Source organism: Nitrosospira sp. Nsp2, assembly GCF_003050965.1.
Classification (GTDB): Bacteria; Pseudomonadota; Gammaproteobacteria; order Burkholderiales; family Nitrosomonadaceae; genus Nitrosospira.
Genome location: NZ_QAOU01000001.1, coordinates 140,463 through 154,570, shown reverse-complemented (window position 1 = coordinate 154,570; position 14,108 = coordinate 140,463). Strand labels below are relative to the sequence as shown.

Sequence of the window (14,108 nt, the reverse complement as noted above, 5' to 3'; positions counted from 1 at the left end):
AACTCTGCATTCATGGACCAGACGTTATGAATCTTTGCGACCTCGCTCCCGAGTATATCCGTAGTATCAGCCCGTATCAGCCTGGCAAACCCATTTCAGAGCTGGCGCGCGAGATGGGTATGGATGAACGATCCATTATCAAGCTCGCCTCAAACGAGAATCCGTTGGGGACAAGCCCGATGGCGCGTGAGGCGATGAGCAAGGCGCTCGCCGACGTCGCGCTTTATCCGGATGGCAGCGGCTTTGAGTTGAAAGCGGCGCTGTCACAACGTTACGGCGTGTCCAGCGAACAGATTGTGTTGGGTAATGGTTCGAACGATGTTCTTGAACTGGCTGCCCGGGTATTCCTTAAACCGGGCGGATCAGCGGTTTACTCGCAACATGCGTTTGCGGTCTACCCGCTTGTGACCCAGGCAGTCGGTGCTACCGGCCTATCGGTGCGCGCGTATAACTATGGCCATGATCTTGATGCCATGCTGGACGCAGTCACGCCCGAAACCCGCATGGTTTTTATTGCCAATCCCAATAATCCAACCGGCACGCTGCTCCCTGCTGCCGAAGTATTGCGCTTTCTGGAGCGCGTCTCGCCCGATGTGCTGGTGGTGCTGGACGAAGCGTATAACGAATATTTGCCGACCGACATCAAGGCCGACAGCATCTCGTGGCTGAAACGCTTTCCCAACCTGCTCATCACCCGCACCTTTTCCAAGGCGTACGGCATGGCTGGGGTACGCGTAGGCTTCGGGCTGGCGCATCCCGACGTTAGTGGTTTGATGAACCGCGTACGTCAGCCATTCAATGTAAACAGCATCGGGCTGGCTGGCGCCGTGGCCGCGCTGGAGGACGTGGAATTCGTGAAACGCTCCTACGCGCTGAACCAGGCAGGGATGCTACAAATCACCACCGGCTTGCGGCAACTCGGCATTGAATACATACCATCCTACGGCAATTTTTTGAGCTTTCGCGTGCGCGGAAACGCGAAAGTGGTCAACGAAAGTCTCCTTAGGCAGGGGGTTATTGTAAGGCCCATCGGAGTGTATGAAATGCCTGAGCATCTGCGGGTCACGGTCGGGCTCGAATCGGAAAACCAGAAATTCCTCAAGTCACTGGAGGTAGCGCTCGATATGGCAAACGCGGCAGAAAAAAAAGCAGACCCACAGATGGCTCACGAAATAGCGACAGGAGAATCCGCTTGATCATCATCATGAATAGTGGCGCCACCGATGAGCAAATCGAAACGGTGGTGGCAAAGATTCGCAGTTTCGACCTTGATGCGAATGTTTCACGCGGCACCGAGCGTACGGTGATTGGCGCCATCGGCGACGAGCGCAGGCTTGATCCTGAGATGTTCGATTCGCTGAGCGGCGTCGAATATTCGATGCACATCGTAAAGCAATACAAAATTGTCTCGCGCGAGTCGCACAAGGACGACTCCATAATAGATGTGGGCGGAATACCGATCGGGGGGAATCAGGTGCAGGTGATAGGCGGACCCTGCTCGGTCGAAACTCAGGACCAGATGGATTTAGCGGCACAGCACGTTGCGTCAGCCGGCTGTCAATTGATGCGTGGCGGCGCATTTAAGCCCCGCACCAGTCCTTACACCTTTCAGGGGAAAGGCGAAGAGGGGTTGAAACTTTTCCGCAACGCAGCGGATAAGTATAGTCTGCGCATTGTTACTGAGCTGATGGACGCCCGCATGCTCGACACGTTTCTCAAGTATGACGTGGATGTGATCCAGATAGGCACGCGCAGTATGCAGAATTTCGAGCTACTGAAAGAAGTTGGACGAGTTAATAAACCGGTGATACTCAAGCGCGGCATGTCGGCCACCGTTTCCGAGTGGCTTATGGCAGCGGAATACATTGCTGCTGGCGGCAATCACAACATCATTTTCTGCGAGCGCGGCATACGTACCTTTGAAACTTCCTACCGCAACGTCATGGATGTTACTTGCATTCCTGTGCTGAAAAGGGAAACCCATTTGCCCGTCATCGTGGACCCTTCTCACGCTGGCGGCAAAACATGGATGGTGCCCGCGCTGGCGCGGGCGGCGATTGCCGCGGGAGCGGATGGGTTGCTGGTAGAGATGCACCCAAACCCCTGCGAAGCATGGTGCGACGCGGATCAGGCGCTGAACCCCGAGGAATTTCATGCGCTGATGGGATCGCTTAGAGGAATCGCTAACGTAATCGGACGGAGTCTGTAATTGTCGGACCTCCGAATCATCCCACTGGGCCTTTCGGAGATTTATCTGGTATCAACCGCGGTACCGGTCAGCCAATGACGGATGTCGTCGTAATCAACAAGCTGGTGATTATCGGCGTTGGCCTGATCGGCGGCTCGTTTGCACTGGCGCTACGCAAGGCCGATCTGGTGACCCATGTCACCGGTGTCGGACGAAGCCAAGCAAACATGGAACGCGCGCGCGATCTTGGGGCAATAGACGAAATCGCCCGCGACCTTCCATCGGCATTGAGAGACGCCGAGGTGGTATTCCTTGCCGTCCCGGTTCGTCAGACCGGCGAAATTATGGCCCAGATATCCCCTTATCTCGGATTAGACACCATCGTTACCGATGCCGGCAGCACCAAGCAGAACGTAGTTGAGGCGGCACGGACTCATCTGGCCGAGCATCTGCGAAATTTCGTACCGGGACACCCCGTCGCAGGGGCGGAACTTAGCGGCGCGGGGGCGGCCAACCCAAACCTGTTCCGCGACAAAAACCTGGTATTGACGCCTATACAAGAAACCAGCGTCGGGGCGCTCAAGCGAGTGACCCAACTATGGCAAGCCTGTGGTGCCCAGGTCTCTCAAATGAGCGCGAAAAGGCACGATGAAATACTTGCGGCGGTAAGCCATCTGCCCCATGTGCTGTCTTTCGCGCTCATGCATTATGTTAGCTCGGGAAACGGGCTTGAGGCGGACGACCGGCTTCTCACTGATGACATGATTCGGCCGAGCGAATTACTTCGCTTCGCAGGCAGCGGCTTTCGCGATTTTACCCGTATTGCGGGAAGCTCCCCCGAGATGTGGCGGGATATATGCCTCGGCAACCGGGAAGTGCTCTCGAGACAAATTGATGCGTATCAGGGTGAACTGGCCGCCTTGCGCGAAATGCTGGTTCGCGGCGACGGAGATGCGCTCGAAAGCATTTTCGCAAATGCGCGCGAAGCTCGGCGCCAATGGTTGAAAGAAACGCCTTGAGCCTGGTAGTGAGCAATGAACGACGGTCGCGCAGGCTTCCGAACAATGCCCCGTTTATTAGATAGATGGGGCTGAATTTGCTTCACTCATCCTGCTCGATACGCGTGATGGGTTGGGCGGTAAACAAATACTCTTTCATTTCTGCCGAAAATCTCGGATCCCTGCGTCGGATCCATTCCAGCATCATGGCAGCATGTTCTTTCTCCTCATCCCGATTGTGAGTCAGAATCGCCTTGAGTTCCTCGTCCTTGCATGCGCTTACCCGCTGGTTATACCAGTCGATCGCCTCCAACTCTTCCATTAAGGATACGATTGCCCGGTGCATATCGCGGGTTTCATCGGAAAGCTCCTCGATAGGTTCATGATAACCTTCACTTGCCATACGTCCTCCTTATTTGCCTATAAAACCAGATAGCCGAGATAACATTCTCCGCCAAGCCCGCGAGGGAACTTCAGTTCGGCATGTTATCAGGATAATAGGGTAATTAGGCCGTGCCGGGCTCATGCAGCAGGATTTTCCTTAAAGGCAGCAGGATTTTCCTTAAAGAGTTGCCTTGTCTTTTCCAGTTGCATGCAATTTTTAAAAGCGCCGCCACGCAATCCGGTAACCGCGGGTCGATCCTGCGATTAGGCAGGCAGTCGCACCCGGCGGGATGGATCGGGTGAATTTGGGGCAAGTTTGGGCACCTCAAAAAAAACCCGGCGGGATTGACCCCTACCGGGCTGCGGCGTCTGCAGAGGGGTAGACGCCAGCGGCGGCATCTATTAAAGGAAAGGAGGGATAGATACCGCGATTTAATAATCTCATACACATATGTCCATCTGATGACAGCCCTGCCATACGAACAGTTGTAACAATTGAGGAGGAAACTTTGACAACATGACCCTCGTCATTGGCAAGGGTCAAGCGGGGTCATGATGATCGACAGTGCGTAGGAAGCGGTATGCGTGATCAGCCGCTACAAGATACGAGGAGATACGCCATGGGCAACACAATAATTTTTTGGGGTACGTATATTCTTGTGCTTGCCGCCGGCTTGGGGCTTATGGCAATAAGTTGAACCAGCTTTGAGTTGAACCAGCTTTGGGTGCAGATGAAACGAGGCTAAATGGAGCCTTGGGCGTATTCTCTTCAGAGCGCCGTTGGCTGGAAGTCGCGAAAAACTGCTATCCAGCAGGGCGGCGCAACCTGCCTAAATATTGCCGGGTTATTGGTAGTGTTCCTGGGGAGAACCTCATGCAAGGCCTTCCCCGGCCGGGTCACTCCGCGCTAAGGGCCAAAACGATAAGCAGCCAGCTTGCGGGCCCTAATTCAAAACCGTGATCGTGCTGAGCATGCGTTGGCAGCGCGCTACCTTTTGCCAATGCAACTTCACGACCACAACCTCTGCACCGGTAGATTCCCGAATCAGGAACGACAGTCCCAGGGGGGTATCTTTTTTCAAAATTGAAATGGGGAGATCGAACAAGAAAGCTTGAATCCAGATATTGGGCCATGCTACGGATTTTTATTGAATAAATAAGGGTAGGAGCAAGAAGCAGTCTCTACCTATAACGGTACTTACGTCTAATAAAATAGCGCAAGTACGCGACTTTTCGTATTGTACCAAAGTACAGCTTACTGATGAGTATGAGTCCAAGATCGAACCCCATCTCGCTTTTACTCGATTGGTCGCATCAGGACACTGCACGTGTTGTCTTGCCACATGCCTGATCTGTACTGTGTCCACGCTTGCCTGAACCCCTTGCCTGCTGCTCTACCGCGCTCCTGTCCAGGCGTTCTCCCCCCGGTTTATACGACTATAAAGAGAGCGCCGTTTCCGGCCTCCACACCGCATTAACGTGGTTTACCACACAGACTCCCTCCCCTCATCCGCTTAGTCTGGTTTGTGCCTCCTTAGGTGAATGAATGACCGTACCGTATACCTCCTCGCCTGATTTCCTTCCTGATAGGCAGCTCGTTAGAGCAGCATTTTTGCAAAGGAGAAAATTATGTTAGCAATGAATTACAGAGGGCCTTATCGGGTTCGCGCAGAGCAAAAACCCGATCCCGTTATTGAACATCCTAATGACGCCATCGTTCGAGTATCGCGTTCTTGCATATGCGGTTCGGACCTGCACCTTTATCATGGGCTGGTCCCAGACACCCGGGTCGGCATGACCTTCGGACACGAGTTTACCGGCGTTGTCGAGGAAGTGGGTTCATCGGTTCAGAATCTAAAGGTCGGGGATCACGTCCTGGTCCCTTTTAACATCTTCTGTGGCTCCTGTTTCTTCTGCAAACGCGAGCTCTACGGAAACTGCCATAACACCAATCCTGAAGCTACAGCAATCGGCGGAATCTATGGCTACTCCCACAGTGCCGGCGGTTACGATGGGGGCCAGGCCGAATTTGTCCGCGTGCCCATGGCTGATATCGACCCTACCGTTATCCCCTCGGACTTGGATCTGGATGATGCGGTGCTGTTAACTGATGCTTATCCCACGGGGTATCAGGCGGCCGAAATGGGGGACATTAAGGAAGGTGACACTGTCGTCGTTTTTGGCGCCGGCCCGGTAGGTATTTTCGCCGCCAAATGCTCTTGGCTAATGGGAGCCGGTCGTGTGATCGTCGTTGATCATTTGGAGTATCGCTTAGAGTTCGTAAAGAATTTCGCCCAGTGTGAAATCGTCAATTTCAAGGAAGTGGACGATATGGCGATTCACATCAAAAAGATGACGGACTGGCTGGGGGCCGACGTATGCATTGACGCGGTTGGATGCGAGGCTGACGGGAGCTTTGCGCAGAAGTTTGCCGGAGTGGTAATGAAACTGCAGGCGGGTTCCGCTACTGCCCTCCACTGGGCCATCAATTCCGTGCGTAAAGGTGGCAACGTATCGATTGTCGGGGTTTACGGGCCTACTTTTAATGCCATTCCCATTGGTAACGCCCTAAACAAGGGCCTTACGCTTCGCATGAACCAGGCGAGCGTCAAGCGACACTTGCCGCGTTTAATCGAACACATCCAGGCCGGGCGGATAGAACCGAAAAAAATCATTACACATAGGGTTCCCCTGGAAGAGGTTTCGGATGCGTATCATATTTTTTCAAGCAAACTCGATAATTGCATCAAAACGATATTGTTTCCGCCGAGCGCTCGACATTGAGCTGCCCCAAGCTACAGGAGGAGGTCATTATGAAAACTGCAAACGACTATTCCCATGTTCAAGGATGGGGTGCTGATCTGGATCCGCAAAACAGGCCCGCGTATCCAAAAGAAAGAATGCCCGCTCGCCTTACTGGCGTGCACTGGGATCAACCGGACCAGCAGGAACAAAAAATCGAAATCCTGCGTTCGAATGAGCGCCCGGGTATCACACCCATCTTCGGCACAAGTACCCCGCCATCCGGGTTGAGCGGATTGATACGCCGTGGGGCCTTCAAATTTAGCGAGAACGATATCCGCCATTGGCTGCTCCTGCTGTTTGCTGACCGGGTAAACGTATGCGAAGGGCTAGTCCAGGATTTGAACAAAGGTCATATCCCCCATATTCTTGATGAGATGGGCTGGAAGGCAGAGTTAAAGTACAACCGCGCAGGCGCGGTTCGAAAACTTGCGATCGGATCCGTATTGCTGGGGACCGCAATCTGCCTGATGAAGCGGAAAAGACGGCGCGAATCGTGATAATCGTAATAGCCGCACGTATGCGAAGCTAATCCCCAAGATTGCCGCAATCTTTTGTGGCCGGCGTTGCGCCCACGAATAAGCAGAAAACAAACAGAAAGAAAAAGGTAAAAGAAAGGGCCTGCCAATTGAATGATGTATCTGGACGCAACGCCGGTTCTATCATCCCAGAAAAATTAGCGCCCCTGGGCACGAACCATGAAGTCCCCGCCGGTGAATATCAGGGTGAATCAAAAGCATCCCTCCATGACGCTGCCCCGTCAATCACGGAGGATGAAACAGCGCCAGCCCCCGCTTTAATTAATCGCAAGATAGCGACGGCACTATGGATACTGGCCATCATTGCGCTGGTTGCTGCGCTACATTTCGCCCGTGCTTTCTTCGTTCCCCTATTATTCGGCATTCTCGTGAGCTACACGTTAGGGCCGATCGTGGACTGGTTCGAGCGCTATCACGTTCCGCGTGTAATCGCATCAGCATTGGTATTGGGCGCGCTCGTCGGCGGCACATCCTGGACGGTACTCTATTTAAGTGCCGATACTGAAGCAATCATCGAAAAGCTTCCTGAAGCTGCCCGAAAGCTACGACAGAATCTGCACAATTTGTTATCCACTAAGCCGGCAACCCTCGAGCGTGTTCGGGAAGCTGCCAACGAACTGGAAAATGCGGCTGTTGATGCCGGTTTGAAATCAGAAGCCGCACCGGTGGTTATTACCCAGGAGCCTAACCCCAGCACATGGCTGCGGGACTTCGTACTCACTCAGGCGGCACTCCTTGTCGCGTTTGCAGCGCAAGCTCCCGTAGTGTTGTTGCTTACTTACTTTCTGCTCGCCGCGGGTACGCATTTTAGACGCAAACTGGTAAAACTTGTCGGGCCGTCGCTGTCACGGAAGAAAGATGCAGTCCGGATACTTGAAGAGGTAGACGTACAGATCCAGCGCTACCTGCTTGTCATCCTGATATCAAACATTCTCATCGCGGTCCTGACATGGCTCGCCTTCGAAGCCATCGGACTCGACCATGCCGGCGCGTGGGGCGTAGCTGCCGGGGCGCTGCGCTTCATTCCGTATCTTGGAACAGTCACGATTGCGATCGCCAGTGGTATATCCGGCTTGCTGCAATTCGGGTCACTCCCGCTCGCACTCTCTGTAACTGCCGCTTCCGTGGTCGTTTCCTTCGTAATCGGAATGGTGTTTACGACATGGTTACAAGGAAAATTTGCGCGCGTGAACGCAGCCGTGCTCTTCATCGTCCTGTTATTTTTCGCCTGGCTGTGGGGTTTGGCCGGCCTGTTGCTGGGAGCGCCACTGCTGGCTATTGCCAAAGTGGTTTGTGATCGAATTGAGTCGCTTAAACCGATCGGTGAACTGCTTGGGCGTTAGCAGGCAATCAACCGCAGCCAGCAATCCTTCAACATGCGCGGCCACAAAGACAGCGGTTATTACTCTACTGCCCTTTCAGACCGAGCAACACTGATGTTTACTCGACTCTATTGCTGTGCTTAAGGCGGAGTGCCTGTTGTTTCCGCAACACATTGCTGATAGCCGGCTTACGACGGTTGCTATGAGAAAAACGATACCGAGGCTTATGCTAGAATAGGCGCCCCGGAAGCGTGGCCGAGCGGTTTAAGGCACTGGTCTTGAAAACCAGCGACGGGCAACCGTCCGTGAGTTCGAATCTCACCGCTTCCGCCGGAACTATGGTCTCACATAGCCTCACATCCCCTCAAAATCCTAGTAACCACGCCGTTTTACCCCAGTTTTGTCCTCTCACTTAGCCTCACAAGGTCTTGCATAATCGCATGCTTTGTTGTAGAGTGTTTTGTATATCACCTCTACAGTATTGAAATGGCCAAGGCGCACAAACTTTCGGATTTATCAGTCAAGAAAATCAGCAAGCCGGGCGTCTATGGCGACGGTGCTGGACTGTATATCCGTGTGACCGATGGCGGTTCCAAACATTGGATATTCCGTTACACGCTCGCGGGTAAGGCGCACTGGATGGGATTGGGTCCCTATCCCGAAGTAACGCTCCTATCTGCTCGCCAGAAAAGCCTAGAGGCTAGCCGAGTGAGATTATCTGGCGCCGATCCCATCGCTGAGCGCGACACCATTAACGCCAGAAAGCGCGGCACGGTAACTTTTCAAGAATGCGCCGATCGGTACATCGCCTCACACCGCGCTGCCTGGAAGAATGTCAAACACGCTGAGCAGTGGACTAGCACTATTGCAACCTATTGCGGCCCGGTCATGGGAAAGCTACCAGTCAATGAAATCGACGTTGCTCTGGTTATGCGAGTACTAAGCCCAATCTGGACGACGAAAGCAGAGACAGCTGGCCGGCTACGCGGCCGCATTGAATCGATATTGGATTGGGCGACGGTCTGCGGGTACCGGGAAGGCGACAACCCCGCTCGATGGAAGGCACAACTAGATCATCTCCTGCCGAACATAAGCAGGGCGAAAAGGATAACGCACTACGCGGCCCTAGGTTACACGCAAATGGCTGAGCTAATGCTATCCCTTAGGCAACAGGCCGGAAATGGCGCTAAGGCCCTAGAATTCGCTATTCTGACCGCTTGCCGCTCTGGTGAGGTTCGTTTGGCCGCTTGGGAAGAGATTGACCTCGATTCTCGCGTCTGGATTATTCCCCAAGAGCGCATGAAAGCCGGTAAGGAGCATCGCGTACCGCTTTCCGATGCTGCCGTTGCCGTGCTCGAGCAGATGGACCAATCTACAAAATTGATCTTCCCGGGTCGCGGTGAAGGCAAGGCATTATCTGATATGAGTCTGTCGGCTGTGCTTCGTCGGATGGGACGCGGCGATTTAACCGTTCACGGCTTCCGTTCGACCTTCCGCGATTGGGCTTCAGAGTGTACGAACTACCCTAGCGATGTGGCAGAAATGGCGCTGGCCCATGCCATCGGCAACAAGGTAGAGGCAGCGTACAGGCGCGGCGATCTGTTCGAAAAACGCACGGCAATGATGGAGGATTGGGCTAAATACTGCGGAACAATACAAAGCGGCGCCGGGAGCGTGCTGCCGCAGAAAAGGAGTAACACCGTGACCTGACGGACTTCAGGCAATAAAGCGGGGTGAAAGGTGTTAGAGCACCAGACACCCCTGACCACAACGCAACCTTACGGGAGGTACGCATCATGGCTAACGCCAATTCTACATTAATGAACGACGCGGCAGCGCGGTTACTGACATGGGCCGGAAGCGCTTGGAATTGTTATCGAGGAACTGAAGCCGAACTCGTTGAGGCTGGAATCGTGAAGGCAGAATGGTTGCCTGGGCTCCATGGCAACGCTAAAACAGCTACCCGGGTTGGCTTGATTGAAGGGGCAATGAAGCTCCTGCCTTTTGGAGTAATGGCAACGAGGTTCCAAGAGGAAAACCGCCTCATTCGCATATTTAGGGCAAGCAAAAGCACGTTTAGAGTTCAGGTATCGACAACGCCAGAAGAAAGAGAGCGCGAAATCGAACAGGAAAACGCGGCGAGGCAGCGGGAAATATTGCGCAGAGACGTCGAGCGGATACACGCGGAGAAACAACAGGTATTGGATGCGTTTCCAAAAAGCAGCGAGCAGTTTTCAGCTAAAAGGTACCAGATTCTAAAAGAAATGCTTGGGCCAATGTTCAATCACTATTTTTGTCGAGCGGACGGTGGCTACCATTATTCGCGTGAAGTTATCGAGAAAGCGCGGGATCTGGTAACTGATCTTCTTGAGCTCGCTGAAGAGGGCCAGGTGTATTTCGACAAACAAAGGTATCAATATTCGCTCGATGACATTAAGGAAAAGGATATTAAGGCACACCCAGAATTTTCCGCGTTCATGGCTGCGACTCTGGCGATCGGTAAAGCCGCAACAGTCGAATAGGCATCTAGATACTTCGCCAAGGACCGGCGCGACCTTGGCGAAGGGTAGCAAAACGCGCCAAGGGCTTAGGGTGGGGGAAGCGATTTGCGTCAGCGAAGCGAGCATTGGCGGCGGGCCCACAGACGTATGTATAATTCGTTTGTGACCCTACATATGGTCGCAATGAATAGCAACGCTACAAGATAGCGTGTTGACCAACTTAAAGGAATCTGAATGAATAAGTTCTACTTAAACTACAAAAATCCACCTCAGACGGGTTACATCCGGGCTTCCAGGCTTGCGCCAAGTCTGGATATTTCTGAAGCAACATTGTGGAGATGGACGAAAAACGGCACCTTCCCAGCTCCGGCCCGATTGTCCGCTCGGGTTACGGCCTGGTCAATAAAGGACGTTGAGGCTTGGCTTAAATCGAAAATGGGGGACGAATGACCGACCCCACAAAAGAAATCGCCCGGGCGGCAACCCAGGCGATTCTCGAAACCAAAACAACAGTACACTCCGAACGCAATTCTAAACGACTGCCGCCATATGGCAAGCAGTTTATGTCAATCAGGGAATCCGGCAAGGTTCCCTCTAAGACCGTCATGGTTTCCTTCGATTGGGATCTGGCTCAGGCCTACCCGAGAATCATCATCCCAGCAGGCGCAAACCCGGCAGAGATAGAGTTCAAGTTCCTTGCCGGCCTTCCAGTACAAATAATCTACCGCAATAAAGACGCACACCGCGTGGATGCTCTTGTTCAGGAGATCATGCGAGTTAACCCCTGCTTACTCGCTACGTTTGCGCTTGACCTGGTAGACACCGCGCCGGCGCTCACTCTTATCAAGCCCTACCACACCGTTGAACAAGCGGAGGCGGCATGACCATAAACGCGATGGCGACGGTAGAGGCATCACCTGAAGCAAAGTCTGCGTTCGCGGCCCTAACCAAAGTAATGAGGCCACCATTAGATAAGCCGCTAAAGGTGGTGGGCATACATGACTTTATCGGTATGGACTTACCCCCTCGCGACACAATGCTATCCCCCTGGCTCATGACTCAAAGCCTCAGCATGATTTATGGCTGGCGAGGCACCGGAAAGACTCACGTTAGCTTAGGGGTGAGCTATGCGGTAGCTGGTGGGGGTGAGTTCCTTAACTGGAAAGCGGACAAACCCAGGCGGGTGTTGCTGGTCGACGGAGAAATGCCGGGGCCCGCATTGCAGGAACGGCTTACCACCATTATCACATCCGGTGGAGCCGAGCCCGAGCGTGGCTATCTCTCGATAATTACCCCTGACCTTCAAGACGGTGCAATGCCGGACTTGGCTACCCATGCCGGCCAAGAAGCAATCAGCGAGGTTGCTGAGCGCGTCAAGGCAGAGTTGATAGTGATAGATAACCTCTCTTGCCTTGTGCGCGGTGGAGGCCGTGAGAACGACGCTGAAAGCTGGGTGAGCGTATCAGAGTGGGCATTACTTCAGAGACGCGCTGGTCGTAGCGTTCTGTTCATCCATCACAGTGGCAAGAGCGGGCAGCAGCGCGGAACATCCAAGCGAGAGGATCTACTGGATGTCGTTATATCCCTCCAGCGTCCACCAGACTACGATCCGGCCGACGGCGCTTGCTTCGAAGTCCACTATGAGAAAGCGCGTCACCTCGCCGGGCCGGACGTTGATCCAATCGAGGCCAAGCTTACCGTTGATGAGGACGGAAAAAGCACTTGGGTATGGAGGACTGTAACCGAGTCCACGTACGACCGAGTTATATCCTTGGCGAATGAAGGGCTCTCCCAGGCAGACATTGCTGCTGAGTTGGGTATTCATAAGTCGAATGTCTCCAGAGCGTATCGCAAGGCTTCCGAGGCCGGATTGATACAGAACAACGCTGCAGACAAAAGCTCGAACCAGTACCGGACAAGGAGGGGAAGTTGATGAATACCCCCTTAAAACCGAGCGAGTTGCGTGTTGCGTTTACTAGCAACGCAACCGCGCAACTATCACCTATAAATAGCGCAACAGGCAACGCAACTACCGCGCAACTCTCTACCCTAGAACCCGCGTCGTTGCTTGATCTAGCACGCAACAGGCAACGCAACTACCGCGCAACAAGCTCACCAAAACACGCGCAACTAGCTACCCAAAATAAAGGGGCGATTGTTGCGCGTTGCGAGCTGACTGAATTGGTACGTTTTTGCGGTGAAGCGTATGCCTTTACTGATGAGGATCACGCGGAGGCATTAGAGCGAGCGCTGGCAGATTACGACAGTGCCCTCACCTGCTTCCGAGCAATCAAGTCGCAGATCCTTGCAGAAGCAAAGGAGGCGAGATGATCAGCGTAACGGTAGGGGGGCATGACATCTCAAGCGCTTATACCTGGAACCCGCGCTTCCATCGTTGCACGCATACCCGCGTAATTGATGGGGGTGGGCCTACCCGAGGCTTCGATCTCTGGAACGGGTTGCTGGAAACCGCGCTGATAGTGATTTATTCGCGTAGCCAATGCCAAAAAAACGATTTTCTAAAAGGATAAAAAAAATGACACAGGAAATAGACGAACAAATACTCGACACACTGGAAAACGGCGTCAAAACAGCGTTACAGGTTATGGAGCTGATGGTGGTCGCCATCGGCCGGCACAGCCAGGAGGCCGCGGACGCTGTTGACGATCTGGTCAACACAGGCAGGGCCCGGCTTGTCTTGCAAGCAGACGTGAACGGGCTAGAGCTATTCGCGGTGGGTACCGACAACAAAGTGATCGGCGGTCCCTTGCTGGCCTACCGCAGAGGGGAGAACAAAGTATGCCACTAAGAGCGGGGGGGAATATTTACGCGCAAGCCATGAGAAAGGGAGGAGACAGGGCTGAGGCGTTGAGAAAAAGAAGGATCGAGAAAGAGCTTGTACAGCAGTTGGGTTATTCACGCTCCCAAGCTAAAAAGATCGTTTCAGAGTTGGACGGCGCCAAGTGAGCCTAGTCAGCTACCTGGAGAATACATTACCACCGAGCCCCCAGCGTGAAGAGGCCCTCAGCCTAATCAGGCTGGGGCTTTCCTTCCAGAAACATCACAGGGTAGGCAAGAGACCCGGCCCCTTAAAGGCATATCTCCTCGAAGTCACAGCCAGGATAGAAACACCCCTCACCTTCGATCGGCTGCTGGATGAGCTGGAACTTGAAGCGGCGCGCCGGAATATTTACGGCACTGAGGCAAGTCCCATCGAAAAGGTCGATCGTGTCTGGGAAGTCATAGTCTTCCATCATCCCCGAGCAGGCCGGCAATCGCTAACATTCAAGACCATTCGCAACAAGCTTACCTGGTGTAAATTAAATCTCAATCCGTAATTCCCTGATACGCCCAAACAGGGAATTATCCTTTAT

16 protein-coding genes and 1 tRNA gene are annotated in these 14,108 nt (G+C 53.5%); 16 read left to right on the top strand and 1 reads right to left on the bottom strand.

The features are described 5' to 3' along the window. Positions 1 to 26: 26 nt before the first annotated feature. From hisC to C8R31_RS00660, 3 genes are all read left to right on the top strand, one after another. Positions 27 to 1,196: a histidinol-phosphate transaminase gene (gene hisC / locus C8R31_RS00670; RefSeq protein ID WP_181320324.1), complete on the top strand. Its 1,170-nt coding sequence runs from the start codon at positions 27 to 29 to the stop codon at positions 1,194 to 1,196. Beyond that, positions 1,193 to 2,209, top strand: coding sequence for a 3-deoxy-7-phosphoheptulonate synthase (gene aroF, locus C8R31_RS00665; protein WP_107692169.1), 1,017 nt, complete (start codon positions 1,193 to 1,195; stop codon positions 2,207 to 2,209). Before hisC ends, aroF begins: the two co-directional genes overlap by 4 nt. A 74-nt stretch (positions 2,210 to 2,283) precedes the next feature. Further along, a complete protein-coding gene (locus C8R31_RS00660) occupies positions 2,284 to 3,207 on the top strand; it encodes a prephenate dehydrogenase/arogenate dehydrogenase family protein (RefSeq protein ID WP_107692168.1) in 924 nt (307 codons plus the stop codon). Positions 3,208 to 3,289: 82 nt separating this feature from the next. On the opposite strand, the gene C8R31_RS00655 is transcribed toward C8R31_RS00660, so the two are convergent. After that, the gene (locus tag C8R31_RS00655) at positions 3,290 to 3,589 is read right to left on the bottom strand and encodes an encapsulin-associated ferritin-like protein (protein ID WP_107692167.1); all 300 of its coding nucleotides are present in this window, start codon (positions 3,587 to 3,589) and stop codon (positions 3,290 to 3,292) included. A gap of 1,610 nt (positions 3,590 to 5,199) precedes the next feature. Between C8R31_RS00655 and C8R31_RS00650 the strand changes: the two genes are divergently transcribed. From C8R31_RS00650 to C8R31_RS00590, 13 genes are all read left to right on the top strand, one after another. Further along, positions 5,200 to 6,354, top strand: coding sequence for a zinc-dependent alcohol dehydrogenase (locus tag C8R31_RS00650; protein ID WP_107692166.1), 1,155 nt, complete (start codon positions 5,200 to 5,202; stop codon positions 6,352 to 6,354). A 29-nt stretch (positions 6,355 to 6,383) separates the two neighbouring features. Continuing rightward, the gene (locus tag C8R31_RS00645) at positions 6,384 to 6,872 is read left to right on the top strand and encodes a hypothetical protein (RefSeq protein ID WP_107692165.1); all 489 of its coding nucleotides are present in this window, start codon (positions 6,384 to 6,386) and stop codon (positions 6,870 to 6,872) included. Positions 6,873 to 7,000: 128 nt separating this feature from the next. After that, positions 7,001 to 8,254 (top strand): AI-2E family transporter, encoded by a 1,254-nt coding sequence (locus tag C8R31_RS00640; protein WP_258192470.1) that lies wholly within the window; start codon positions 7,001 to 7,003, stop codon positions 8,252 to 8,254. Between the two features lie 224 nt (positions 8,255 to 8,478). Then, positions 8,479 to 8,563 (top strand) — tRNA-Ser (locus C8R31_RS00635). 156 nt (positions 8,564 to 8,719) lie between these two features. Continuing rightward, positions 8,720 to 9,943 (top strand): site-specific integrase, encoded by a 1,224-nt coding sequence (locus tag C8R31_RS00630; RefSeq protein ID WP_107692164.1) that lies wholly within the window; start codon positions 8,720 to 8,722, stop codon positions 9,941 to 9,943. An 86-nt stretch (positions 9,944 to 10,029) separates the two neighbouring features. Continuing rightward, the gene (locus tag C8R31_RS00625; RefSeq protein ID WP_146164515.1) at positions 10,030 to 10,755 is read left to right on the top strand and encodes a hypothetical protein; all 726 of its coding nucleotides are present in this window, start codon (positions 10,030 to 10,032) and stop codon (positions 10,753 to 10,755) included. Between the two features lie 213 nt (positions 10,756 to 10,968). Next, positions 10,969 to 11,184 (top strand): AlpA family transcriptional regulator, encoded by a 216-nt coding sequence (locus C8R31_RS00620; protein ID WP_107692162.1) that lies wholly within the window; start codon positions 10,969 to 10,971, stop codon positions 11,182 to 11,184. Continuing rightward, positions 11,181 to 11,618 carry a hypothetical protein gene (locus C8R31_RS00615; RefSeq protein ID WP_107692161.1) on the top strand — a complete coding sequence of 146 codons (438 nt, stop codon included), beginning with the start codon at positions 11,181 to 11,183 and terminating at the stop codon, positions 11,616 to 11,618. The genes C8R31_RS00620 and C8R31_RS00615 overlap by 4 nt, the downstream gene beginning before the upstream one ends. Continuing rightward, complete coding sequence (locus tag C8R31_RS00610; protein WP_107692160.1) at positions 11,615 to 12,667, top strand: AAA family ATPase; 1,053 nt, start codon at positions 11,615 to 11,617, stop codon at positions 12,665 to 12,667. Before C8R31_RS00615 ends, C8R31_RS00610 begins: the two co-directional genes overlap by 4 nt. After that, on the top strand, positions 12,667 to 13,065 hold the full coding sequence (locus C8R31_RS00605; protein WP_107692159.1) for a hypothetical protein: 399 nt from the start codon (positions 12,667 to 12,669) through the stop codon (positions 13,063 to 13,065). The genes C8R31_RS00610 and C8R31_RS00605 overlap by 1 nt, the downstream gene beginning before the upstream one ends. Next, a complete protein-coding gene (locus C8R31_RS00600) occupies positions 13,062 to 13,265 on the top strand; it encodes a hypothetical protein (protein WP_107692158.1) in 204 nt (67 codons plus the stop codon). Before C8R31_RS00605 ends, C8R31_RS00600 begins: the two co-directional genes overlap by 4 nt. Positions 13,266 to 13,270: 5 nt before the next feature. Then, positions 13,271 to 13,543: a hypothetical protein gene (locus C8R31_RS00595; RefSeq protein ID WP_107692157.1), complete on the top strand. Its 273-nt coding sequence runs from the start codon at positions 13,271 to 13,273 to the stop codon at positions 13,541 to 13,543. 154 nt (positions 13,544 to 13,697) lie between these two features. Continuing rightward, positions 13,698 to 14,072, top strand: coding sequence for a hypothetical protein (locus C8R31_RS00590; RefSeq protein WP_107692156.1), 375 nt, complete (start codon positions 13,698 to 13,700; stop codon positions 14,070 to 14,072). Positions 14,073 to 14,108: the final 36 nt, after the last annotated feature.